The organism is Klebsiella sp. HMSC09D12 (genome assembly GCF_001808475.1).
In the GTDB taxonomy this organism is placed as follows: Bacteria; Pseudomonadota; Gammaproteobacteria; order Enterobacterales; family Enterobacteriaceae; genus Klebsiella; species Klebsiella oxytoca.
The window spans coordinates 82,261-106,651 of sequence record NZ_KV793490.1 but is presented as its reverse complement, the minus strand read 5'-3'; the positions used below and the strand labels follow the sequence as shown (position 1 = coordinate 106,651).

20 protein-coding genes are annotated in these 24,391 nt (G+C 54.8%); 8 read left to right on the top strand and 12 right to left on the bottom strand.

Going from position 1 to position 24,391, the window contains the following annotated elements; translation table 11 throughout:
* The first annotated feature begins 7 nt into the window (after nt 1-7).
* The 4 genes from alsE (at nt 8) to HMPREF3178_RS18135 (ending at nt 4,989) form a co-directional block, all read left to right on the top strand.
* Complete coding sequence (alsE, locus tag HMPREF3178_RS18155) at nt 8-703, top strand: D-allulose 6-phosphate 3-epimerase (RefSeq protein ID WP_004109415.1); 696 nt, start codon at nt 8-10, stop codon at nt 701-703.
* Complete coding sequence (alsK, locus tag HMPREF3178_RS18150) at nt 687-1,598, top strand: allose kinase (RefSeq protein WP_004109417.1); 912 nt, start codon at nt 687-689, stop codon at nt 1,596-1,598. The genes alsE and alsK overlap by 17 nt, the downstream gene beginning before the upstream one ends.
* A 274-nt stretch (nt 1,599-1,872) precedes the next feature.
* On the top strand, nt 1,873-4,020 hold the full coding sequence (fdhF, locus tag HMPREF3178_RS18140) for a formate dehydrogenase subunit alpha (RefSeq protein ID WP_077598860.1): 2,148 nt from the start codon (nt 1,873-1,875) through the stop codon (nt 4,018-4,020).
* 285 nt (nt 4,021-4,305) lie between these two features.
* Nucleotides 4,306-4,989, top strand: a complete 684-nt coding sequence (locus tag HMPREF3178_RS18135) for a tetratricopeptide repeat protein (RefSeq protein WP_004109426.1) — start codon at nt 4,306-4,308, stop codon at nt 4,987-4,989.
* A 152-nt stretch (nt 4,990-5,141) separates the two neighbouring features.
* On the opposite strand, the gene gltP is transcribed toward HMPREF3178_RS18135, so the two are convergent.
* Nucleotides 5,142-6,455 carry a glutamate/aspartate:proton symporter GltP gene (gene gltP, locus HMPREF3178_RS18130; RefSeq protein ID WP_004109428.1) on the bottom strand — a complete coding sequence of 438 codons (1,314 nt, stop codon included), beginning with the start codon at nt 6,453-6,455 and terminating at the stop codon, nt 5,142-5,144.
* Between the two features lie 411 nt (nt 6,456-6,866).
* Between gltP and acs the strand changes: the two genes are divergently transcribed.
* From acs to actP, 3 genes are all read left to right on the top strand, one after another.
* Nucleotides 6,867-8,825: an acetate--CoA ligase gene (gene acs, locus HMPREF3178_RS18125; protein WP_004109430.1), complete on the top strand. Its 1,959-nt coding sequence runs from the start codon at nt 6,867-6,869 to the stop codon at nt 8,823-8,825.
* A 182-nt stretch (nt 8,826-9,007) separates the two neighbouring features.
* Nucleotides 9,008-9,322, top strand: a complete 315-nt coding sequence (locus HMPREF3178_RS18120) for a DUF485 domain-containing protein (RefSeq protein WP_004127871.1) — start codon at nt 9,008-9,010, stop codon at nt 9,320-9,322.
* Complete coding sequence (gene actP / locus HMPREF3178_RS18115) at nt 9,319-10,968, top strand: cation/acetate symporter ActP (protein ID WP_004109434.1); 1,650 nt, start codon at nt 9,319-9,321, stop codon at nt 10,966-10,968. The genes HMPREF3178_RS18120 and actP overlap by 4 nt, the downstream gene beginning before the upstream one ends.
* Before the next feature lie 43 nt (nt 10,969-11,011).
* On the opposite strand, the gene HMPREF3178_RS18110 is transcribed toward actP, so the two are convergent.
* The 7 genes from HMPREF3178_RS18110 to HMPREF3178_RS18080 form a co-directional block, all read right to left on the bottom strand.
* Nucleotides 11,012-12,109 (bottom strand): type 1 fimbrial protein, encoded by a 1,098-nt coding sequence (locus HMPREF3178_RS18110; RefSeq protein ID WP_023320183.1) that lies wholly within the window; start codon nt 12,107-12,109, stop codon nt 11,012-11,014.
* Nucleotides 12,110-12,131: 22 nt separating this feature from the next.
* On the bottom strand, nt 12,132-12,740 hold the full coding sequence (locus HMPREF3178_RS18105) for a fimbrial protein (RefSeq protein WP_004109438.1): 609 nt from the start codon (nt 12,738-12,740) through the stop codon (nt 12,132-12,134).
* Nucleotides 12,737-15,328 carry a fimbria/pilus outer membrane usher protein gene (locus HMPREF3178_RS18100; RefSeq protein WP_017145118.1) on the bottom strand — a complete coding sequence of 864 codons (2,592 nt, stop codon included), beginning with the start codon at nt 15,326-15,328 and terminating at the stop codon, nt 12,737-12,739. Before HMPREF3178_RS18100 ends, HMPREF3178_RS18105 begins: the two co-directional genes overlap by 4 nt.
* On the bottom strand, nt 15,282-15,968 hold the full coding sequence (locus tag HMPREF3178_RS18095; protein ID WP_004109441.1) for a fimbrial assembly chaperone: 687 nt from the start codon (nt 15,966-15,968) through the stop codon (nt 15,282-15,284). Before HMPREF3178_RS18095 ends, HMPREF3178_RS18100 begins: the two co-directional genes overlap by 47 nt.
* Nucleotides 15,969-16,026: 58 nt before the next feature.
* Entirely contained in the window at nt 16,027-16,566 is a 540-nt protein-coding gene (locus tag HMPREF3178_RS18090) for a fimbrial protein (protein WP_004117262.1), read from the bottom strand.
* A 622-nt stretch (nt 16,567-17,188) separates the two neighbouring features.
* Nucleotides 17,189-17,878 (bottom strand): LrgB family protein, encoded by a 690-nt coding sequence (locus HMPREF3178_RS18085; RefSeq protein ID WP_017145119.1) that lies wholly within the window; start codon nt 17,876-17,878, stop codon nt 17,189-17,191.
* Nucleotides 17,871-18,281: a CidA/LrgA family protein gene (locus tag HMPREF3178_RS18080; protein ID WP_004109448.1), complete on the bottom strand. Its 411-nt coding sequence runs from the start codon at nt 18,279-18,281 to the stop codon at nt 17,871-17,873. The genes HMPREF3178_RS18085 and HMPREF3178_RS18080 overlap by 8 nt, the downstream gene beginning before the upstream one ends.
* A 103-nt stretch (nt 18,282-18,384) precedes the next feature.
* Here HMPREF3178_RS18080 and HMPREF3178_RS18075 point away from each other — a divergent pair, with 103 nt between their 5' ends.
* Nucleotides 18,385-19,266 carry a LysR family transcriptional regulator gene (locus HMPREF3178_RS18075; RefSeq protein ID WP_016808426.1) on the top strand — a complete coding sequence of 294 codons (882 nt, stop codon included), beginning with the start codon at nt 18,385-18,387 and terminating at the stop codon, nt 19,264-19,266.
* A 123-nt stretch (nt 19,267-19,389) separates the two neighbouring features.
* On the opposite strand, the gene HMPREF3178_RS18070 is transcribed toward HMPREF3178_RS18075, so the two are convergent.
* The 4 genes from HMPREF3178_RS18070 to soxR form a co-directional block, all read right to left on the bottom strand.
* On the bottom strand, nt 19,390-21,036 hold the full coding sequence (locus HMPREF3178_RS18070; protein ID WP_004109468.1) for a Na+/H+ antiporter: 1,647 nt from the start codon (nt 21,034-21,036) through the stop codon (nt 19,390-19,392).
* Between the two features lie 146 nt (nt 21,037-21,182).
* A complete protein-coding gene (locus HMPREF3178_RS18065) occupies nt 21,183-22,532 on the bottom strand; it encodes an NCS2 family permease (RefSeq protein ID WP_070585347.1) in 1,350 nt (449 codons plus the stop codon).
* A 388-nt stretch (nt 22,533-22,920) separates the two neighbouring features.
* Complete coding sequence (locus HMPREF3178_RS18060) at nt 22,921-23,589, bottom strand: glutathione S-transferase family protein (protein ID WP_004109473.1); 669 nt, start codon at nt 23,587-23,589, stop codon at nt 22,921-22,923.
* 259 nt (nt 23,590-23,848) lie between these two features.
* Nucleotides 23,849-24,307, bottom strand: coding sequence for a redox-sensitive transcriptional activator SoxR (gene soxR, locus HMPREF3178_RS18055; protein ID WP_004109476.1), 459 nt, complete (start codon nt 24,305-24,307; stop codon nt 23,849-23,851).
* Between the last annotated feature and the right edge of the window lie 84 nt (nt 24,308-24,391).

Sequence of the window (24,391 nt, the reverse complement as noted above, 5' to 3'; positions counted from 1 at the left end):
ATTTATCATGAAAATTGCTCCCTCTTTAATGTGTATGGATCTGCTGAAATTTAAAGAACAGATCGAGTTTATCGACCAGCATGCAGACTATTTTCACATCGATATCATGGACGGTCATTTTGTGCCGAACCTGACCCTTTCGCCGTTTTTCGTCGGCCAGGTCAAAAAGCTGGCCAGCAAACCGCTGGATTGCCATCTGATGGTCACTCGCCCGCAGGATTACATTAGCCAGCTGGCGCAGGCGGGGGCGGATTTTATCACCCTGCATCCGGAAACCATCAACGGCCAGGCCTTCCGCCTGATCGAAGAAATTCGACGCCACGGCATGAAAGTCGGGCTGATCCTTAACCCGGAAACCCCGGTTGAGACCATGAAGTACTACATTCATAAAGCCGACAAAATCACGGTAATGACCGTCGATCCGGGCTTTGCCGGACAGCCATTTATCCCGGAAATGCTGGAGAAAATCGCTGAACTTAAAGCCTGGCGCGAGCGCGAAGGGCTGAACTACGAGATCGAAATCGATGGCTCCTGCAATAAAGCCACCTATGAAAAACTGATGGCGGCGGGCGCGGACGTCTTTATCGTCGGCACTTCGGGCCTCTTTAATCACGCCGAGAAGATTGAAGAGGCGTGGCAGATCATGGTCGAGCAAATTCTGGCGGCAAAAAACGAGGTACAGCCTCATGCAAAAACAGCGTAACGTCGTCGCGGGCGTGGATATGGGAGCGACTCATATCCGTTTTTGCCTGCAAACGGCGCAGGGCGAAGCGCTGCACTGCGAAAAGCTGCGTACCGCGGAGGTGATTAACGCCGACGGCCTGGTTAACGGCATTAAAAACCTGCTACAGCAGCAGCTAAACCAACATGATGCCCGCTGCTGCGGGCTGGTGATGGGGTTTCCGGCGCTGGTGGCAAAAGACAAGCGGACGATTATCTCCACCCCCAACCTGCCTCTGGCCGCTGACGATCTGTATAACCTGGCGGACCGGCTGGAAGCGGCGCTGGGCTGCCCGGTGGAGTTTTCCCGCGATGTGAATCTGCAGCTCTCTTTTGATGTGCAGCAGAACGGCCTGCAGGAGCAGGAGGTGCTGGCGGCCTATCTTGGCACCGGTATGGGCTTCGCGGTCTGGCTAAACGGCGGGCCGTGGACCGGCGCCCACGGCGTGGCGGGCGAGCTGGGGCATATCCCCCAGGGCGATGACGCCCTCACCTGCGCCTGCGGCAACCCCGCCTGTCTGGAAACCGTCTGCTCCGGCATTGCGCTAAAGCGCTGGTATGAACAGCAGCCGCGCGCGTACGAACTGGGCGAGCTGTTCGTTCATGCCGCACAGGAGCCGTTTGTGCAGCAGTTGCTGAATCATGCCGCCCGCGCCATCGCCACCAGTATTAACCTGTTCGACCCCGATGCGGTGATCCTCGGCGGCGGAGTAATGGATATGCCCGCTTTCCCGCGCGACGCCCTAATCACCAGGGTTAAAACCTACGTTCGCCGTCCGCTACCGTATCAGGCCGTACGCTTTATCGCCGCTTCCTCCTCGGCGTTTAACGGCGCCCGGGGCGCGGCGGCGCTGGCGAGAAGCCGTTATTTGACCTAGCCCAATAAGCGCAGCACCGCTTTCAAGCCTGCCCGCTATCCTCCCCGGAAGCGGAGCTGCGCCCCTCCCGGGCTATCCATCATCGTCTGTCCGAGCGCGTCACCTGCTCCCGCGTCGACACGTCAAAACTGACGATAGCCTGTTTTTCGTCAGCATTTCGCCCAAAAAAACAACGTATCATCAGGCGATACCCACAATGAAAACATGGCATAGAAGATGCATAGTGACGGCGCGATAGCGCGTATGCGCCAATTGATTAACTGGAGCAAGACCGATGAAAAAAGTCGTCACGGTTTGTCCGTATTGCGCATCAGGTTGCAAAATCAACCTGGTGGTCGATAACGGCAAAATCGTTCGGGCGGAAGCGGCACAGGGGAAAACCAACCAGGGAACCCTGTGTCTGAAAGGCTATTACGGCTGGGACTTCATTAACGATACCCAGATCCTTACCCCGCGCCTGAAAACCCCTATGATCCGTCGCCAGCGCGGCGGCAAGCTGGAATCCGTCTCCTGGGATGAGGCGCTCGATTACGTCGCCACTCGCCTCAGCGCTATTAAAGAGAAATATGGCCCGGACGCGATTCAGACTACCGGCTCGTCCCGCGGAACGGGTAACGAAACCAACTATGTGATGCAAAAATTCGCGCGCGCCGTTATTGGTACCAATAACGTCGACTGCTGCGCTCGCGTCTGACACGGCCCATCGGTTGCAGGTCTGCACCAATCGGTCGGTAACGGCGCTATGAGTAATGCCATCACCGAGATCGACAATACCGATCTCGTGTTTATCTTCGGGTATAACCCGGCAGATTCACACCCTATTGTGGCGAATCACGTGATTAACGCCAAACGCAACGGGGCAAAAATCATCGTCTGCGATCCGCGTAAAATTGAAACCGCGCGCATTGCCGATATGCACATTGCGCTGAAGAACGGCTCGAATATCGCGCTGCTCAACGCTATCGGGCACGTGATTATCGAAGAAGACCTCTACGATAAATCCTTCGTCGCCAGCCGTTCTGAGGGCTTCGAAGAGTATCGCAAAATCGTCGAAGGCTACACGCCAGAGTCGGTGGAAGAGATCACCGGCGTGAGCGCCCAGGAGATCCGCGCCTGCGCCCGTATGTATGCCAGCGCGAAATCCGCCGCGATCCTGTGGGGCATGGGCGTGACCCAGTTCTACCAGGGCGTGGAAACCGTACGTTCGCTGACCAGCCTGGCGATCCTCACCGGCAACCTCGGCAAGCCGAGCGTCGGCGTCAACCCGGTGCGCGGCCAGAACAACGTTCAGGGCGCCTGCGACATGGGCGCGCTGCCGGATACCTATCCGGGCTATCAATACGTTAAGTTCCCGGAGAACCGCGAGAAGTTCGCCAAAGCCTGGGGCGTCGATAGCCTGCCGGCGCACACCGGCTACCGCATCAGCGAGCTGCCGCACCGCGCGGCGCATGGCGAAGTGCGGGCGGCGTATATTATGGGGGAAGATCCGCTCCAGACCGACGCCGAGCTGTCCGCAGTGCGTAAGGCATTCGACGATCTGGAACTGGTTATCGTCCAGGATATTTTCATGACCAAAACCGCCTCAGCGGCCGACGTTATCCTGCCGTCCACCTCGTGGGGCGAGCACGAAGGCGTCTATACCGCAGCGGACCGCGGCTTCCAGCGCTTCTTTAAAGCGGTAGAGCCGAAATGGGACCTGAAAACCGACTGGCAGATTATCAGCGAAATCGCTACCCGGATGGGCTACAAGATGCACTACAACAACACCCAGGAGATCTGGGACGAGTTGCGGCATCTGTGTCCGGATTTCTACGGCGCCACCTACGAGAAAATGGGCGAGCTAGGCTACGTCATGTGGCCGTGCCGCGATGAGTCCGACGCCGATCAGGGGACCTCTTATTTGTTTAAAGAGAAGTTCGATACCCCGAACGGTCTGGCGCAGTTCTTCACCTGCGACTGGGTCGCGCCGATTGACAAACTCACCGAAGAGTACCCGATGGTGCTGTCGACGGTGCGCGAAGTCGGCCACTACTCGTGCCGTTCGATGACCGGTAACTGTGCGGCGCTGGCCGCGCTGGCGGATGAACCTGGCTATGCGCAAATCAACACCGCCGATGCCGAACGTTTGGGCATTGAGGATGAGGCGCTGGTGTGGGTGAACTCGCGTAAGGGCCGTATTATCACCCGCGCGCAGGTCAGCGATCGTCCGAATAAAGGGGCGGTCTATATGACCTACCAGTGGTGGATTGGCGCCTGTAACGAGCTGGTTTCCGAGAACCTGAGCCCGATAACCAAAACGCCGGAGTACAAGTACTGCGCCGTCAACGTTGAGCCGATTGCCGACCAGCGTGCCGCTGAGCAGTACGTCATTGATGAGTACAACAAGCTGAAAGCCCGCCTGCGCGAAAGCGCGCTGGGTTAATCGGACCGCCTCCCCGGAGGCGGTGCTTCGCACCTGGCCGGGCTACCGGACCGCAGAAGACTGTGAATCAATCCCCCCGGATGGCGGCTAACACCTTATCCGGGCTAACGGACCGCAGACGACTGTGAATCTGTAGCCCGGGCAAGGCGCGTCGGCGCCGCCCCCGGGGAAACAGACGGCACGATTATTCGGATAAACCATAAGTATCCCCCACGAGTTCCCGGCGTTTTCTTCTTCTTCCCCTGCCTTTATACTGCTCGTTATGTCCTCTACCGATAATAAAAAATGAAATACCTCTATTTACTGCTGGTGATAGCAAGCTTCACCTCAGGCGCCATGGAACCAGGTAGCCAGTATAGACAGCAGGCCGAAGCCGGCGATCCACGTGCACAATATTACCTGGCGGATACTTACGTCAGCTTCGGCGATTTTCCCCAGGCCGAATTCTGGGCGCAGAAAGCCGCAGACAACGGCGATGGCGACGCGCTGGCGCTGCTGGCCCAGCTCAAAATCCGCAATCCTCAGCAGGCCGACTACCACCAGGCTAAAGTGCTGGCGGAAAAGTCCGTACAAACAGGCAGCAAGGCGGGGGAAATTGTTCTCGCCCGGGTGCTGGTGAACCAGCAGGCCGGTACGCCGAACTACCCCCACGCCATCACTCTGTTACAGCACGCCGCGCAGGATCCGGAAAGCGATTCAGCCGTTGACGCTCAGATGCTGCTGGGGCTGATTTACGCCAGCGGCGTTCATCTTCCGGAAGATGATGTCAAAGCGACGCAGTACTTTAAAGAGAGCTCTGCCCTCTCCCGTACCGGCTACGCCGAATACTGGGCCGGGATGCTTTTCCTGCAGGGGGAAAAAGGCTTTATCGAACCGAACCGGCAGAAAGCGCTGCACTGGCTCAACGTTAGCTGTCAGGAGGGGTTTGATACCGGCTGTGAAGAGTTCGACAGGATAAGTAAAAGATAAGAAAAAGCCCGGCGCAGTCCATACGCCGGGCTTGTTGGAGATGTTCACCAGCCGTTCTGGCTGGAGTGTTTCGGCCGGGTCAGGCGTTAGCCGCCGACAGAAACGCGACGCTTTTCTCTCAGGCCCGGTGCGATGTCACCGGGCTTTCTGTTTTATTGCGCCGTTTTATCAAATTTGCCCAGCACTTCACGCTCATACGCCAGCGCTTTTTTGCGGTCAAATTTGTGTTCCCACTTGGCGATAACCAGCACCGCCAGCGCGTTGCCCACCACGTTCAGCGCGGTACGCGCCATATCGAGGATACGGTCAACGCCGGCGATAAACGCCAGACCTTCCAGCGGAATGCCCACGCTGCCCAGCGTCGCCAGCAGCACCACGAAGGAGACGCCCGGTACGCCGGCAATCCCTTTCGACGTCACCATCAGCGTCAGCACGAGGGTAATTTCCTGCCAGATGGACAGATCAATACCGTACAGCTGGGCGATGAAGATAGCCGCAATACTCTGATACAGCGTCGAGCCGTCGAGGTTAAAGGAGTAGCCGGTCGGCACCACGAAGCTGGTGATCGACGCTGGCGCGCCGTAGGCTTCCATCTTCTCGATAATACGCGGCAGCACGCTCTCGGAGCTGGCGGTAGAGTAGGCCAGAATCAGCTCATCCTTCAGAATGCGGATCAGGGTCCAGATGCTCAGTCCGCATACCCGCGCCACGATGCCAAGCACCACCAGCGCGAAGAACAGAATGGCGAAATAAACCAGAATCACCAGCTTCGCCAGCGGCCACAGTGAAGCGAAGCCGAAGGTCGCCACGGTCACCGAGATCAGCGCGAACACGCCCACCGGCGCGTAGCGCATCACCATATGCGTCACTTTAAACATGGTTTCAGAGATAGAGCGGAACACCGTGACCAGCGGTTCACGATGGGTAGCGGGCAGCGAGGAAAGGCCGAGACCAAATAGCACCGAGAAGAAGATGATCGGCAGCATGTCGCCCTTCGCCATCGAAGCCACGATATTGGTCGGTACCAGCGAGAGGATGGTGCCCATCAGGCCATGCGCGTGGCTCTGTACTTCTGCCGTGGTGTTTTGATATTTCGAAATATCCACCGCCGCCAGCTGCGACATATCAATGCCGCTTCCTGGCTGAAAGACGTTAGCCAGGGTAATCCCCAGCACGATGGCCACCGTGGTGATCACTTCAAAATAGATAATGGTTTTCGCGCCGATACGGCCCAGCTGCTTCGCATCGCCTACGCCGGCAATGCCGACCACCAGGGTCGAGATGACGATCGGTACGACGATCATTTTAATCAGATGGATAAAGATATCGCCCGCCGGGGTCAGCAGGTTCGAGATTAACCAGTCACGGCTTTCGGCGTGGTAATGCAGGTAACTGCCCAGAAGTATGCCCAGCACCAGAGCCAGCAAAATTTGCCAGGCCAGGCTGACTTTTGTTTTTTTCTTCACTACAGACTTCCTCGATGAAAGGCGCCATTCCAGGAGGTAATGGCACCCACTGAAAGGGGTATGAATTGTGTTGCGTTGCTTTATGGGGTTATTTAACGCGCAATATCAGTATCATTTGCACGGCATGCTGCGCAAGTCTTTAAGAACAGCGGTTTACTCTGGTTTTATGCATAAACTCGCTAATATCCCCAACTTATCTTGCATAAGTATTTGTTATAAAAAATATTTAATAAATTCATTTTCTATAAATCCATTTCAGAAATTATTTCACCTCAAAGTTTCATTTGATTGATTTTCATTCAGTTCAATCAATGCGTGATCTGTCCCCCAAATAGCAAACAAAGCCGCCAAAGCCCCTACTATTAACGTTTATTTGACATATATTTAACAACCTACAGGAGAAAAAAAGCCATGAGCCAAATACATAAACACTCTATTCCCGCTAATATTGCGGAACGCTGCCTGATTAACCCGGAACAGTACGAGGCGCAGTATCAGCAGTCCGTCACCGACCCAGATGCCTTCTGGGGCGAACAGGGCAAAATTCTCGACTGGATCAAGCCCTACACGCGCGTGAAAAACACCTCATTCGCGCCGGGTAATATCTCCATCAAATGGTACGAAGACGGCACCCTTAACCTGGCCGCTAACTGTCTCGATCGCCATCTGGCGGAGCGCGGCGACCAGACGGCCATCATCTGGGAAGGCGACGACGCCAGCCAGAGCAAAAATATCACTTATCGCGAACTCCACCGCGATGTCTGCCGCTTTGCCAACGTCCTGCTCGACCTCGGCATTAAAAAGGGCGATGTCGTGGCTATCTATATGCCGATGGTGCCGGAAGCCGCGGTGGCCATGCTGGCCTGCGCCCGCATCGGCGCTATCCATTCGGTGATTTTCGGCGGCTTCTCACCGGAAGCGGTCGCCGGACGTATCATCGATTCCAACTCCCGCCTGGTGATCACCTCTGATGAAGGCCTGCGCGCCGGTCGCGCGATCCCGCTGAAGAAGAACGTCGACGACGCGCTGAAAAATCCGCACGTGAAGAGCATCGAAAACGTGGTGGTGTTTAAACGTACCGGCGGCAAAATCGACTGGCAGGAAGGCCGCGACCTGTGGTGGAGCGATCTGATTGAGAAAGCCAGCGCGGAACACCAGCCTGAAGAGATGAACGCTGAAGATCCGCTGTTTATCCTTTATACCTCCGGCTCGACCGGTAAGCCAAAGGGCGTACTGCATACTACCGGCGGTTACCTGGTCTATGCGGCCTCAACGTTTAAATACGTTTTTGACTACCATCCGGGCGACATCTACTGGTGCACCGCCGACGTCGGCTGGGTCACCGGCCACAGCTACCTCCTGTACGGTCCGCTGGCCTGCGGCGCGACGACGCTGATGTTCGAGGGCGTACCGAACTGGCCAACCCCGGCGCGCATGTGCCAGGTGGTCGACAAGCATCAGGTCAACATTCTTTATACCGCCCCCACGGCGATCCGCGCGCTGATGGCGGAAGGCGATAAGGCTATTGAAGGCACCGACCGCTCTTCCCTGCGCATTCTCGGCTCCGTCGGCGAACCAATTAACCCGGAAGCCTGGGAGTGGTACTGGAAGAAGATCGGCAACGAGAAGTGCCCGGTGATGGACACCTGGTGGCAAACCGAAACCGGCGGCTTTATGATCACCCCGCTGCCCGGCGCCATTGAGCTGAAGGCCGGTTCCGCGACGCGTCCCTTCTTCGGCGTTCAGCCGGTGCTGGTGGATAACGAAGGCACGCCGCTGGAAGGCGCCACCGAAGGTAACCTGGCGATCGCCGACTCCTGGCCGGGCCAGGCGCGTACGCTGTTTGGCGACCACGAACGCTTCGAACAGACCTACTTCTCGACTTTTAAAAATATGTACTTCAGCGGCGACGGCGCGCGCCGTGACGAAGATGGCTACTACTGGATCACCGGTCGCGTCGATGACGTGCTGAACGTTTCCGGCCACCGTCTCGGAACCGCCGAAATCGAATCGGCGCTGGTGTCGCATCCGAAAATCGCCGAAGCGGCGGTGGTCGGCATTCCGCATAACATCAAAGGCCAGGCCATTTACGCTTACGTCACTCTCAACCATGGCGAAGAACCGACGCCGGAGCTCTACGCCGAGGTGCGCAACTGGGTCCGTAAGGAGATTGGCCCGCTGGCGACGCCGGACGTGCTGCACTGGACCGATTCGTTACCGAAAACCCGTTCGGGCAAAATCATGCGCCGTATACTGCGCAAAATTGCCGCGGGCGATACCAGTAATCTCGGCGATACCTCAACGCTTGCCGATCCTGGCGTGGTGGAAAAACTGCTCGAAGAGAAGCAGGCCATCGCTATGCCATCATAAACTAACCGATCCCCTACACCCTCTCCCCACCAGGGGAGAGGATATAAATACCCACTCCCCAAGGATTTCAGGTAGCAGGAAAGCGGTAAACAGGCTGACTCCCGACAGTTAACTGCCGGGGGGATAAGTGTTGCCGACGACCGGCGCGTGGATGACAAAAGGGAACCTCTGGAGACGCTATGATGAACGATCAGATTTGTCAGCGGATAGAAAATAGTGCGCATTTTAAGGAGCTTGTTGCAGCCCGGCAAAGGTTTGCCGCCATCCTGTCACTGATTATGCTGGTGATTTATGTGGGCTTTATTCTGCTTATCGCCTTTGCCCCCGGCTGGCTGGGCACGCCGCTGCATGCGGGAACCAGCGTCACCCGGGGTATTCCGATTGGTATCGGCGTGATCGTTATCTCTTTCGTATTAACCGGAATATACGTCTGGCGGGCAAATGGTGAATTTGATCGGCTGACAAAAAGCATTCTCAGCGAGGTTAAAGCATCATGAAGAAAGTCCTGACGGCGCTCGCCGCCACGCTCCCTTTGACCGTCAATGCCGCAGATGCCCTCACCGGCGCGGTACAGCGCCAGCCGACCAACTGGCAGGCGATCATCATGTTCCTGATTTTTGTCGCCCTGACGCTGTATATCACTTACTGGGCGTCAAAACGCGTACGTTCACGCAGCGACTACTACACCGCTGGCGGCAACATTACCGGTTTCCAGAACGGTCTGGCGATTGCCGGCGACTTTATGTCGGCGGCCTCGTTTCTCGGTATTTCCGCACTGGTTTACACCTCCGGCTACGACGGGCTGATCTACTCGCTCGGTTTCCTCGTCGGCTGGCCGATTATTCTGTTCCTGATCGCCGAACGCCTGCGTAACCTCGGCCGCTACACGTTTGCCGACGTGGCCTCCTATCGTCTCAAACAGGGGCCGATTCGCACCCTTTCCGCCTGCGGTTCGCTGGTGGTAGTGGCGCTCTACCTCATCGCCCAGATGGTCGGCGCGGGTAAGCTGATTCAACTGCTGTTCGGCCTCAACTACCACGTCGCGGTAGTGCTTGTCGGCGTGCTGATGGTGCTCTACGTCCTGTTTGGCGGCATGCTCGCCACCACCTGGGTGCAGATTATTAAAGCGGTCCTGCTGCTGTTCGGCGCCAGCTTTATGGCCTTTATGGTGATGAAGCACGTCGGCTTCAGCTTCAATAATCTGTTCACCGAAGCAATGGCGGTGCACCCGAAAGGCTCGGCGATTATGAGCCCCGGCGGACTGGTAAAAGATCCGATATCGGCGCTCTCGCTCGGCCTCGGGCTGATGTTCGGCACCGCGGGTCTGCCGCATATTCTGATGCGTTTCTTCACCGTGAGCGATGCCAAAGAAGCGCGTAAGAGCGTATTCTATGCCACCGGCTTTATGGGTTACTTCTATATTCTGACCTTTATCATCGGCTTCGGCGCCATCATGCTGGTGGGGGCGAATCCGGCGTTCAAAGACGCGGCCGGGCAGCTTATCGGCGGCAACAATATGGCGGCAGTACATCTGGCGGATGCGGTCGGCGGCAACCTGTTCCTTGGCTTTATCTCAGCGGTCGCCTTCGCCACGATTCTGGCGGTGGTTGCTGGCCTGACGCTGGCGGGCGCATCGGCGGTGTCTCACGACCTGTACGCTAACGTGTTCCGCAAAGGCGCGACCGAGCGTCAGGAACTCAAGGTGTCGAAAATTACCGTACTGATCCTCGGCGTGGTGGCGATTCTGCTGGGTATCCTGTTCGAGAATCAGAACATCGCCTTTATGGTCGGCCTGGCGTTCTCCATCGCCGCCAGCTGTAACTTCCCGATTATCCTGTTGTCGATGTACTGGTCGAAGCTGACCACGCGCGGGGCGATGATTGGCGGCTGGCTGGGTCTGCTGACCGCGGTGATTTTGATGATCCTCGGTCCGACTATCTGGGTGCAGATCCTCGGTCACGAAAAGGCGATATTCCCGTATGAATATCCGGCGCTGTTCTCTATCGCCGTGGCCTTTATCGGTATCTGGTTCTTCTCTGCTACCGATAGCTCCGCGGAAGGCGCGCGCGAGCGTGAACTGTTCCGCGCCCAGTTTATTCGTTCGCAGACCGGGATCGGTATTGAGAAAGGTCAGGCGCATTAATGATTACCCCTACCCCGGCCTGACGGCTGGGGTAGGGGTGATTCTAGTTATAGGTAAATGTTATCGTTCCGCTGGCGTTGGCCGTTCCAGGCGTCACTTCAGCCCCGGTTTTGTAATAGTTAGTCGAAAAGATGAGCGAGTTCGATGCAGCAGCGCCGCCGGGATTATTCGGGTAGGTGAAGGTTGCGTAGCTGGCCTCAGCTCCGGCATTCAACGTTACACTTCTGCTGGATGTACTTAAATAAAAACTGGTGTTTAACGGTATGACCTTCCCGTTGAGGCTTAACTGCACACCCACACCGGTTGCTACGTTTTCCCCCGCCGTTAACGCAATAACGCTCCTGTTCGGATTATCGCCTTCGGCTTCAGTCGCCGTCACACGCATTGATATATTGGTTCCGGGTTCGCAGGAAAGCATCAGCGTTTGCTGGGCGGAGCCGGCTGTCGAGGAAAGAGTAAACTCACTCGTTTTCACGGAGCCCATAGGGAAATTCAGCGCGGTCGTACCTGCCGTACAGCCCATCGGCGTCAGCTTGATTTGCGTCGTACCGCTGATGTGCAGTTGGGAAATAACCATCGTGCCAGTGCTATCTTTAAGCGAAACCGATGAGATAGGGTCCTTTATCGACAGAGAGCTGTTGCTGGCGATTGCGCCTCCCGTGGCCACCAGCTGTAGCTGGTAGGCGGGTGAATAGTTTGTTGTGGCATAGATATCTAAAAACCCCCCTGGTTTTCCAAGATAAAACTCTGAGTCGCCAATATAATGCTCAGTGTAATCAGGGAGAAAATCGTCAGTATCGCCATCATATTCACCGGTAATATTCAGCCAGACTTTCACTCTTAAACCAATACCCGGTACGGATGTCGTATAGATATGATCGCCAGTAAGTGCGCCTGCATTTGCTGAAGACCATTCAAAACGGGCATACATCTTCCCCTCACAGTTCCAGACCTGAGTATTCGAACGCGTTATTCTCCCGGAGTCATAAAGGACCGTTCCGGCAGAATAACTCCCCGCATTAATTAATATTTGTTCGGGTAGATTTGCCATCGTCACATCACCATAATTGGCCCCAGAGCTACAGGACCAACCATAAATAGGGAAAACCAACATCAATAGTAATAAAAAATATTTATTCATATATATCCCTAAACACCTTCCGTCATTTGTATGACACGTTGAAAGTGACCGTATAGGCAACGTTTCCTGGCGTTACTTTGCCGTATGGCGTATACATTCTGGCCGCCATATCAAAGGCGTGTCCGCCAGGGGAGGCCGTAAATGCATAGGTATAACTCTCGTTTGGACCCAGCGTTTTCCCATCCGCGGCACTCACAAGCTGTAAGCCAACATCCTTTGCCCCATCAATCAGCTCACTGACATAAATTGTGGGATAAGTACTATCAAACGGAGCGCCGCTAAACGTTATCGTCACTGAAGACGTACCGGTTGAGCAGTTATCAAATGCCAGGGAAACGGTTGTGGTATCGCTACTGGCCCCCGGTTTACCGGTCAGACGCTGAGAAGAAACCGTCCCCAGGCTGATAGCATTGGACGGTTTTACAAAAACCTCACAGACAGGCTCTTCAATATTGCCGGTGACATTAAAATTGACGGTACTCGTAGCGTCATAGGCCCAGGCAGATGAAGCACTGGCCAGTAGCCCTACTATTGCAGCTATCGCTAGCCGCAATGGCGATTGAGCATGGCGTATCCGCATCGCTATCATTTTAGTGGTGTGCTCAAAACACAATATATTGAGATTGTTCATCGGCAATCCGCCGTATAAAAAACAATATCGTCAATTGATTTGTTAGATGATAAATCATAATTGACATAACACTGGCTAGTTAAAGCATCGCCCCACTTCACAAATAAGCGGCCTTTTTCTGGCAGCCCGGTCAAATAGGCCTGCCCGGAATCACCGACAATAGCGCTGCGTTTTTGTTTATACTCCTGACTTTCATCCTCTAGCGTAATCACCGCGCCAAACGGCACATCTTTATGATGAAATTGCAAGGTCATCATGGCCTTATAGCCAATCCAGGTATCATATTTAACTTTTACGATCGCATTGCGCGTCGGGACCACCGTTCTGACGATATTATCTATTTCCGCTCCCGAGACCTGCTGTTCATCAAGGGAGAGATTGTTTTCATGATAAGGGCGAACGAAAGGCACTACGGCATACCCGGCAGAATCGGTCATGACGTTAGTCTGCCCGCGTACCGCGATATCCCTGACGCCAGGCGCTTCAATCAGCGCAACGCTCTCGCCCAGATAGCGTGACAGCGTTATCCCGCCGGAATGGGCGAGCATCCCACCGCGTAGCGAATAATTATAGTGGGCGCTGTTGCTGTCATAACCGTATCCGGCGGTGACTTCACCTTTTGAGCCCTGGTAGTTGAGGTTGATGTTCCCTGAGGTGCTTTTATCGCTGGCGTTATATCCCTCCTGCACGTTCCAGTTCAGAGAACGATCGGCGAAAGCGGAGCCATTTAAACCAAGACTGTGAGTGGTGTCTCCCACCCGGCTGCTGTTCATATTGTAGCTGGCTGATATATCGGCGCCGAAAGGAATACTCACGGTTAGCGAAATAATGCTGTCGCTGGAAGGCGAGCTATTTTCATTCTGGCCGCTGCTCTGCACATTGCGGTTATAGGCGTAGTTAATGAAGTAGGACATCCGGCTAAACGTATTGCTATAACTCACGCCCAGCGACTCCATCCGCGAGTTATCCCAGTAAGACTCACTGACCAGCGAAAGGGAGAGTGAACCGAATCCGGAGAAAATCTGCGACGCTGAAGCGTCAAAGCGGTCTTTAGTCCGACCGGATGACGAACAGCAGGCGCGATGAGAGTCCGCCCGATCGATAAAGTTCTGCAGAGAATAATAACCATGCGTTGAGTAACGGTACCCGGCAACGGAAAAGTTTGTCCCCGTCTGTGGAAAATCTTTACTAAAGCGCACGCGGTATGACTGCCCTTCGCTGGATGAGGCGTTATCCGATGAGGAATTTTCTTTTATGTCAGCCCAGGACTGAGAAGCATCAAAAGAGAGCGCCCCGACTGAACCCAAATTAAACCCGGCCCCCAGCAGGAGATTACTGTATTTATCCTCTAATTGCTGAAAGCCGCCGTACAGCGTGACGTTGCTCAACGCTCCCCAGGCAACGTTGGATTGCAGAAACTGATACTCCTTTCCGCCCGCGCTTCCCGAGCGCGTCTTGCCGCCGCTGAAAGCGTAATCAACCTGCCCTTCACGTTGTAATATTGCCAGTGAAGCAAACGGCACCACAAAGCTCTGCTCACTACCGTCTGATTCTTTCACCGTCACGTAGAGATCGCCCGCGCTTCCCGTGGGATAAAGATCGTTTATCTCAAAGGCGCCGGGAGAGACCGTTGTTTTATAAATGCTGTATCCGTTTTGATAAACCGTCACGTCTGCGGTCGAGCGCGCGATGCCTTTTATGACCGGTGCGAAGCCGTTCAGGCTGTCCGGGAGCATCTCTTTATCAGAGTTCAGCTGCAGGCCGGTGAAGCTGATGCTGTCAAACACCGCCGAAGAAGTATAGGTTTGCCCCACTATCAGCTGACCTTTCAGGGCGTGGATATCGCGTGAAATATAGCTATAGACGGAGTCCCACTGACTGCCATCGTCATTATGATTGAGGGTGCTGTAATTACGTAAACGCCACGGCCCAACGTTCAACCCCGGCTGCAGGCTGACAAACTGGCTGGAGGTGGAAACGCCTCCATCTCGCGGATCGGTTTTTTGCCCGGAAATGTTGTAATTCAATAGCCCGGCGGTAATGCCCTGCTGCCATCGGCTTTCCGGGACATACCCCCGCGGACGATGCACTAAAGCCACCTGGGGTAAGGTAAAGTCGATTCGTTGTTGCGAGAGCTGTACCGCCGTCTCCCATCCGGGGATCGCAGACAGTTTTGCGCACTCCGAACCCGCCACGGTAAGCTCAGGATAATCTTCGGTTTTAATCGACCACTCTTTCAGGCGCGCGACGGAAAGACATGGCCGGGATGAAGCGGCGTTATATTGATCCTGTCGCGTAAAAATGACGGACTCAGAAGCCACAAACGTATGGTTAATATAGACATCCAGGTTGTAGTCACCTGGCGGAATCGTCTCTTCAGAAATATAGGTTAAGTCAACGGCGGAGGTACCGGTTTCGTTTACCTCCAGCAGGTGGGGATTGAAGTACTCACCTGCCATCGCCGGGAGAGGTATTGTGGCAAAGCTGAAAATGAAGGCGGCATAGCCGCTGGTCAATAAAAAGGTATAACGCTTTCCAACGTTATTGAATGATGGCGGTATATTTCGGTCCAGGCATTCCATAATCATTGATCACGCTCCATGTGATTTTCTTTTTGCCCGCAGAAGAGGCATTTGCTACCGGTATTTTTATTGTTGAAAAGGGGGCAACAAACCACGCTTCAGGTACTGCTTTGCCGTTCACCAAAACTTCAGAGAAATTCATATATAGAGGAGAAACATTTTTCACTTTTATATCTCGCCCTTCAGCAGACCACTGCAGCTTTTCGGCAAAATTTTCTGGTATGGCGCTTTTCAATGCGGCGGGTCGAAAAATAAGCTTTATCCTGGAATTAATCGCAAACTGAACCATATTTTTGTCCGGCGCGTTCTCCATGGCGGGAATCCCCTTAATATTCAACCAGAACATGGATTCCCGATCCTCCGCCAAAGGTTTACCCGAACGTAGAATGCGTACAAATCCTTGCTCTCCGGACTTCAGGCGAAATAGCGGAGGCGTTGTGATGAATGAATCTTTCGCTGGCGAGGCCGCATCGACAACGGAGATCCAGGACTGAACGATATTGGTCACATTATCCTTATTTTGAACAGATACCGTCGTCGACTTTTGTGTGCCATCGAATATCACCCGCGTGCCGCCCACGACTACGCTTGCCTGCGCCGCAAACGCACACAAATAAAAACAAATAAAGTAGAATAATCTGTTCATAATGGAGTCCAGTAAGGGAAAGAGTTACCCTTTCCCTTGGTATTTATTAGCGTCTGAATTAATAGTACGTAACGTTGTAGGTTACCGTTGTCTGAACGGCGCCTTTAGTCGGTTCAGCACTGCCTGCTTTCGCCATTTTTACAGTGAAAGGAATGGTCGCAGCGCCGGAGGAAATATCCACATCGGCGCCTTCAGTATTATTTTTAAGCAGCGCACCCTGGTTATCAAAAATAGCCACGGCAACGCCCGTCGCAGGCGATGCGGAAGCCTGGTTCTTAAAGTAATCGCTGTTAGTTTCATCGGCTTCACCGCCAAAGGTGACTCTGGCCTTAGCGTTACCGCCATCAGCCACTTTCGGGCAACCGGTCAGGGTGAAAGAAAAATTCTTGGCCGCGCCATAGGTATTCGCCTTCAGATCCGCGACGGAGGAGGTCCCCATCTCAATAGATGAGACGCCGTTATCGATAGTGGCTGTACAGGTAGTATCAGAGACCGTGCCGGTAAAAGTAATGGTGTTATCCGCCTGCGCCATTGTCACCAGTGAGCAGCCCGCAGAGAAGGCGACTATTTTAGCCAGAGTTATTGCATTCATTTTCATTGGTATTCTCCTGTTTATTAAGATTAACAATCAGTCCATCAATTGTTTATGGCACTCTATTAGAGAAGGGAAACAGGCATCAACTCAATCTATAAGTTATATCAGCGCTTAGGGAAATAAACTGCCTGCTTACAATATTATTTTAAATATTGAAGCAAAAGCTCAAGCTCCACATGAATCCATTCAATAATAAAAGCTCACCTCAATAAGATATCCAAAAACAAGATTACCCTCAATAACTAATGAAGAATAATCCTAAAATCATAAATGAGATTAACCTATAAGATAAAGACATGATTTAAAAATAAACAAATAAAAACAACAGATTGCAAAAACCACTAATTCATACCGCAAATAAATATAGTGATTTATATTTGTGAATCAAGTTAAAATGAGGCTACTTTGAAACATTTAGTTACACTTAAACGTAAAATAAGTGAGATTAACATCGGTGGATAAACTTCATCTACTTTTACATGACTTCATGTTTTCAACGATTCAAGTGCTGAATATATTGGTTGAGGTATATCAAATATGAAATGACAACTGAAATAAATATTGATGATATATATTTTTTCTGTGGTCTATTTCCTTGCGGAGGATAAACCACAGAAAATAATAGTCAGAACATTGCCCAGCGCACCAGCGGCGCGGTCAATACCATCACAACGCCGGAAAGCATCATCACCAGGCTGGCGACCACGCCCTCCTGCGGCCCCAGTTCATAAGATCGCGCGGTACCGGCGCCGTGGGATGCCGCGCCGAAACCCGCTCCTTTAGCCATCCCTTCGCGAATAGAAAGACGCAGAAACAGCACATCACCCACCGCCATGCCGAATACCCCGGTGACCACGACAAACAGGGCGACTAAATCAGGCTGACCGCCCAGCGGTTTAGCTGCCGCCAGCGCAAAGGGCGTGGTCACCGAACGTACCGCCAGGCTACGCTGGATCTCATCGGGCAAGGTAAACAGCCGCGCCAGCCACACCGAACTGGTCACCGCAACAACCGACGCGGTCGTTACTCCGGCCGTCAGCGACATCCAGTGGCGTTTAATAATCGCCAGATTGTCATACACCGGCACGGCGAAAGCGATAGTCGCCGGGCCCAGCAGCCATAGCAGCCAGTGGGCCTCCCCCATATAGCTTTGATAAGAGATATGGCCGAATACCAGCATCATCACCAGCAGGATCGGGGTGAAAACCAGCGGCATCAGGGGCAGTTTATGGAAGCGGCGATAAAGCCGTTTATTGGCAAAATAGAGCCCCAGCGTGACAAGAAGACACAGGACGCTCAGCTGGAAATCACTCATGTTTCATCCTGCTGACTTCATAGCGATACACTTTATCAACCACCCATGCCGTCGCGCCCAGCACCATCATGGTACTTAAGCCAATCACCAGAAAGATGCGCCAGCCCTCCACCATCAGCAGTTGCGCGTAGTTGACGACCGCCACTACCGCCGGCACGAAGAACAGCAGCATCTCGGCCAGCAGCCAGCGGGCGCCGGCGCGTACCCAGTTTAAAGGGATCACCCGGCAGACTATCAGCGTCAACATCATCAGCATGCCGACAAGGTTCGCCGGAAGCGGCAGGTGCAGCCAGTTAACAAAATAGTCAGCGCAGACGAACAGTCCGGCGTAGATCAGTACCTGAACAGGTACCTGAAGACGTTGCATAACGAAGGGCGTCACGCGAGCTGGCGCAAAGGCCATGAGCGGTATTCCTGAAAAAGAAGACAGGCGAGCAGTATAGAGAGCCGCCGGGCCCGGCAGAAATGAATTAAAATCATCACAGGTATAGTCTCAGGGAATAATTATGGATATCCGAACGCTGCGCTATTTTGTCGAAGTGGTGCGCCAGCAAAGCTTTACCCGCGCAGCGGAGAAGTTGTTCGTCACGCAGCCGACCATCAGTAAGATGCTCAAGAATCTGGAAGATGAGCTGAACTGCACGCTGCTGATCCGCGACGGTCGTCGGCTGCTGCTGACCGATACCGGTCGGGTAGTTTTCGAGCGCGGACAGGCCATCCTTGGTGAATTTCATCAGCTGGAGTCGGAGCTAAGCGATATTAATCATCTGCATAAGGGCGTACTGCGTCTCGGCATTCCGCCGATGGTCGGGATGTTGATGGCCGAACCGATTAGCCGCTTTCGCCAGCGCTATGCGGGTGTGGAATTGAAAATCTCCGAATTCGGCGGGCTGACCGTGCAGCAGGCGGTAAGCAACGGTGAACTGGATTTAGCCATGACCGCGCTTCCCGTTGATGAGGCCAGCGGCTTAACCACGCTCTCGCTGTTCAGCCATCCGCTCTGCGTGCTGACGCCGAGAACGGCGCAGTGGGAAGGCATCAGTTCGTTGTCGCCGGAAGCGCTCGCCGCACATCCGCTGGTGATCTACAACGAGGATTTCGCCCTCAGCCAGCAGCTGATGCGGCTATTTACTCAGCATGAAGTTAAGCCGCGTATCGCCGTGCGCAGCGGACAGTGGGATTTTCTGGCCGCGATGGTACAGGCCGGAATTGGCGTCGCGATTTTACCGGAGCCGATTTGCCAGCGCCTCGACCCGCAGAGCTTTTGCTGGATACTGTTACAAAGCGATCTACGCTGGGAACTGGGAATGATTTGGCGGGAAGGCGTGTACATGTCGCACAGCGCACGGGCGTGGCTGGAGTGCAGTAAGGCGTTCTGGCTGAAGTAAGATGCCGAAAGCGGCACGCTTAACCGCGGCGTCAACGCCTTACCCGGGCTACAGATTCCCCATCGTCTGAGGGGCGGTAGCCCGGACAAGGCGCCTCAGGCGCCGTCGCGGACGAGTACGGTGTTACTGATCCTCGATAAGCAGCGCTTCCAGCAGGTCGAGATCGTGCAGCAGCTTCTGCAGCGTCTCGTTACTGATCTGCCGGGTGGCGCGCAGGTGGTACAGCTCCCCGCGTTCAGAACGCAGCGCCGCCAGACGGAACCGGCGCTCGAGGCTCTCTTCCAGCATCGAGGTTTCCACATCGTTACGCCCATCAACGCGACGGCGCAGGTTACCAATCACCCGCGAGCTGACCTCAGTCAGCAGCTGATTATCGATGTTTTCTTTGGTATCCGCCGCCAGACGCTCTTCCATTTTCTGAATCGCGACAATCGCCACATCCGCCGTTGCCGCCCGCGCCAGGCGCTCCTCTTTGCGCTGCTGTACATGGTCGGTCGACTCAATATGGCGCAGCAGAATCGGCAGCACAATCACGCCGACGAACAGAGAGAACAGAATCACCCCGGCGGCAAGAAATACCAGCTCATAGCGCGCCGGGAAGACGTTGCCGTCCGGCAGCAGCAGAGGAATCGACAGCACACCAGCAAGGGTAATGGCCCCGCGAACGCCGGCGACGGAGGAGATCAGCAGCTCGCGCGTGGTCCAGGAGCCGAACTCCATCGGTTTCTTTTTCAGGAAACGCTGGCTCAGCTTGCGCATCGTCCACAGCCAGCCAAAACGCACCAGCATCAGGGCGGCATAAATCAGGATGATATCGGTAAACAACATCCAGGTTTCGACGTTGGGATCCGCCTCTGCGGCCACCAGCGAGCTGGAGAGAATATCCGGCAGCTGCAGGCCCAACAGCAGGAACACCATGCCGTTAAACACGAACTCCAGCATCGCCCAGGTGCTGTTGGCGCGCAGGCGCATCGCCAGCGGCGCGCTGCGCATCACGCCGGAACGGGTGATGGTCATCCCCGCCGCGACTGCCGCCAGGATGCCGGAAAAGCCGATATGTTCAGCGATCAAGTAAGAGGCGAACGGCAGCAGGAACAGCAGCACAATTTGCGTTGCCGGTTCATCGCCGCCCCAGCGGCTAAGGAAGCGCATTGAGCGCCCGTACAGCCAGCTGACCACGAAGCCCGCGAGAATACCGCCGACCGCCACCTTGAAGAACTCCACCGTCGCGCCGCCGACGGTAAAGACCATCGTGCCCATCGCCACCGCAACGGCAAACTTCAGGGAGACCAGGCCAGACGCATCGTTCATCAGCGCTTCGCCCTGCAAAATTCCCATAATTTTTTTCGGAATACGCCCTTCGCCGACGATGCCGGACAGCGCGACGGCATCCGTTGGCGACAGGACGGCCGCGAGGGCAAAAGCCGGAATCAGCGGGATACCGGGAACGATCCAGTAGATGAGATAGCCAATACCGACCACCGTCACCACCACTAACGCCAGCGCCAGACCGAAGATTTCTCGCCCATGCTCAATAAACTCGCGGGTCGGCGTCTTCCAGCCATCGGCAAATAGCAGCGGCGGGATGAACAGAACCAGAAAGAGTTCAGGATCGAATTCAACATGCAATCCGAAGGTAGGCCAGGCCAACAGCGCGCCGATGGCGATTTGGATTAAAGGTAGTGGAACCTGAAAGGGCAGTACGCGTGTAACCACCCCGGAGAGAGAGACCACGAGGGTCATGATGAGTATGGTAAAGAATATTTCCATGTGTTCCCTGTTTGCTGCGTTTTCTTTTTTACATCTGAGGCGTCATGTCTCGGCATAATACGCTACTCAGATTAACGCAAAAGGAAACAGGATGTGGCTTAAAAATTAAACGGGCGGCCAAAGCCGCCCGCCGTTAGCAGGAAAAGTTAAATCGCCCAACCGCCAGCATAGAAGATGACCAGCGCCGCGGCGATAATCACCGTCCCCAGGTTCAGCTTACGCCATTCGCCGGATACCAGACGGCCAATCACCAGCGCCGCAAAACCAATCATGATGCCGGTAACGATGTTACAGGTCAGCACGATAAAGACCGCGGTGATGAGCCCCGCCATCGCATCAACAAAGTCGTTGAAATCGATTTTCGCCACGTTGCTCAGCATCAGCAGGCCGACGTACATCAGCGCCGGCGCGGTAGCATAAGCCGGAACCAGATAGGAGAGCGGAGAGAGGAACAGGATCAGCAGGAACAGCACGCCGACGGTCACTGCGGTCAGGCCGGTTTTACCGCCCGCCGCCGTACCGGCAGCAGACTCGATATACACTGCCGCCGGCGCCGCCCCGACCAGGCCGGAGAAGACGCTGCTCAGGGAGTCGGTGGTCAGCGCTTTGCCGCCGTTGATAATCTGCCCGTCTTTATCCAGCAGGTTCGCCTGACCGGCCACCGCGCGGATGGTGCCGGTGGCGTCAAACACCGCGGCCATCACCAGCGCAAGCACGCTTGGCAGCACGACCGGGTTGAGCGCGCCCACGATATCCAGGCTGCCGATCAGCGAGTTGCCTTTATCGTCGCTCAGCGACGGCATGGCGAAGATGCCGGAGAAGTGAACGTTAGGATCGAAGATCAGGCCGATAATCGAAACGCCGATAATCGTCAGCAGGATACCGCCCGGCACTTTCAGTTTTTCGAGGCCGATAATCACCGCCAGCCCGACCAGCGACATAATCACCGGGAAACTGTCAAAATTACCCAGCGCCACCGGCAGACCGTCCAGCGGGTTTTTGATCACCAGACCAACGCCGTTGGCGGCAATCAGCAGCAGGAACAGACCGATACCAATCCCCGTGCCGTGCGCAACGCCCTGCGGCAAGTTACGCAGGATCCAGCTACGAATGCCGGTTGCGGAGATGACGGTAAACAGTACGCCCATCAGGAAGACCGCGCCCAGCGCGACCGGAATGCTGATCTGTTGGCCCAGCACCAGGCTAAAAGCGGTAAAAGCGGTCAGCGAGATGGCGCAGCCAATCGCCAGCGGCAGGTTCGCCCACAGCCCCATCACCAGCGAGCCGACGCCGGCAACCAGACAGGTGGAAACAAATACCGCAGCTGGCGGAAAACCCGCTTTGCCGAGCATCCCCGGCACCACGATGACGGAGTAGACCATCGCCAGGAAGGTGGTAAGACCGGCAACGATTTCCTGACGCACGGTACTGCCGCGAGCAGAAATTTTAAACCAGGCGTCCAATGAACCGCCGGTACGCGCTGAAGGCGTAGACATAGAAAACTTCCCCTGAGAATTTTTATCGTTCGTCTGGATGCGAGGTGGACCATCCACTGCCAGTTAAACGCGATCTCCTTGTGCTACATCGCAGCGCCAGGGGCTGTGAAAAGCAAACGTTTAACTCCGCGCATACAATACGGTGTGAAGAATGACTTTGCTCCCCCCTGTCAGCAGAGGAAATGATGAGCAAAATAAAAAGGCAAACGATTATCCAGCCTTTAGACGGGCCTTTTCAACAGAAGTTTGTCGGATTTAGCTAAATTTCGCTTATGACGTTCATGAAATAACCAGCCGATGCGCAAACGTTATCGTCCATGCGCAATCCGGTAACATTTTTGTATTGCGCTGATAGCAATTTTCCCCTGTCATCGGCTTTAGTAATGGTTCATTCGCCGGGTAAGGTAAATGGGCCCCCACGCTCAATCGCCTTCTGCCAGGCCGGACGCTGCTCTACCCGCTGAACCCACTGCGTCAGATGCGGTAAATCCCCCACCCCGCCGCGCGCCAGCAACGCCATTGCCGGAAAGCTCATCTGAATATCAGCCATACTCAGCTCAGCGCCGGCAAACCAGCGCTGGCGAGAAAGGTGCGATTCAATAAAGCGGGCATGGGTCTCAACCTGTCGGTTAAGCCAGGCCTTTTGTACCCCTTTGCCTAATGCATTGCCCAGCGTGCGTATGCCAAACGGCACCGGGGGCTTGCCCAGGCTGGAAAACACCAGCTTCATCAGCAGCAGGGGCATCAGCGAACCCTCGGCATAGTGCAGCCAAAAGCGGTATTGCAGTTTATCTTCCACCGACTCAGGCTTTAAGCGCCTGGCGCTATCATAGGTTTCCTGTAAATACTCCAGAATGGCGCCGGACTCCGCCAGAATATGGCCGTTATCTTCTACGACCGGCGATTTGCCCAATGGATGAACGCTTTTTAACTCCGCTGGCGCGAGCATATCCTTTCCCCGCTGATAAGAGACAACCTGATAAGGCAGCTGCAACTCTTCCAGCGCCCATAATACGCGCTGCGATCGTGACTGATTGAGATGATGTACCGTTAACATGGGCCTCTCCCGCTGTTTGTTCAAATTAACTATAGGAACAGGCAGCGAATGACGGGAATTTTTCGGCAACCTGAGGCGGCAAAATCAGAGAAAAGAGCCACACTTAAGTTGTCGGCGCAAACCGGAACCTCCATCAACATATTGCGCAATACTGAGGTGAGCCGACGTCGGGGGAAACCCTCCTGCATACCAGCGGGATAGTGCGAAAGACCAAGACCGGAAAACAACTAAAGCGCCCTGTTGTGGCGCTTTAGTTTTTTTAATCCTCTTCCAGCAGCCGTGCGCCGGTCCCCTCTTCTCCCAGCTTATCGCCCGGGTTGCGTAACGGACAGTCGCGGCGCGACAGGCAGCCGCAGCCGATGCAGCCATCAAGCTGATCGCGCAGCGCGGTCAGGGTGTGAATCCGTCGGTCCAGCTCCTCCCGCCACTGGGACGACAGCATCTTCCACTCTTTGGCGCTGAGGTTATGCCCTTCCGGCAGTACGCCAAATGCATCACCGATAGTGGCCAGCGGAATACCAATGCGTTGCGCAATCTTAATGATCGCCACCGCACGCAGGACGTCGCGCCGGTAGCGCCGCTGATTGCCCGCGTTGCGCTGACTGTGGATCAGCCCTTTGCTTTCATAAAAGTGCAGCGCGGAGACGGCCACGCCGGTTCGTTTTGCCACTTCGCCGGGAGTCAGCAGCATTTTGATGCGGGGAGATTTCTTTTCCATAAAGCGCTTTACCTCAAGTTAACTTGAGGAATTATACTCGCCCGCAGACAAAACGACGAATCGAGAATTGAGAGAGGCCGCTTT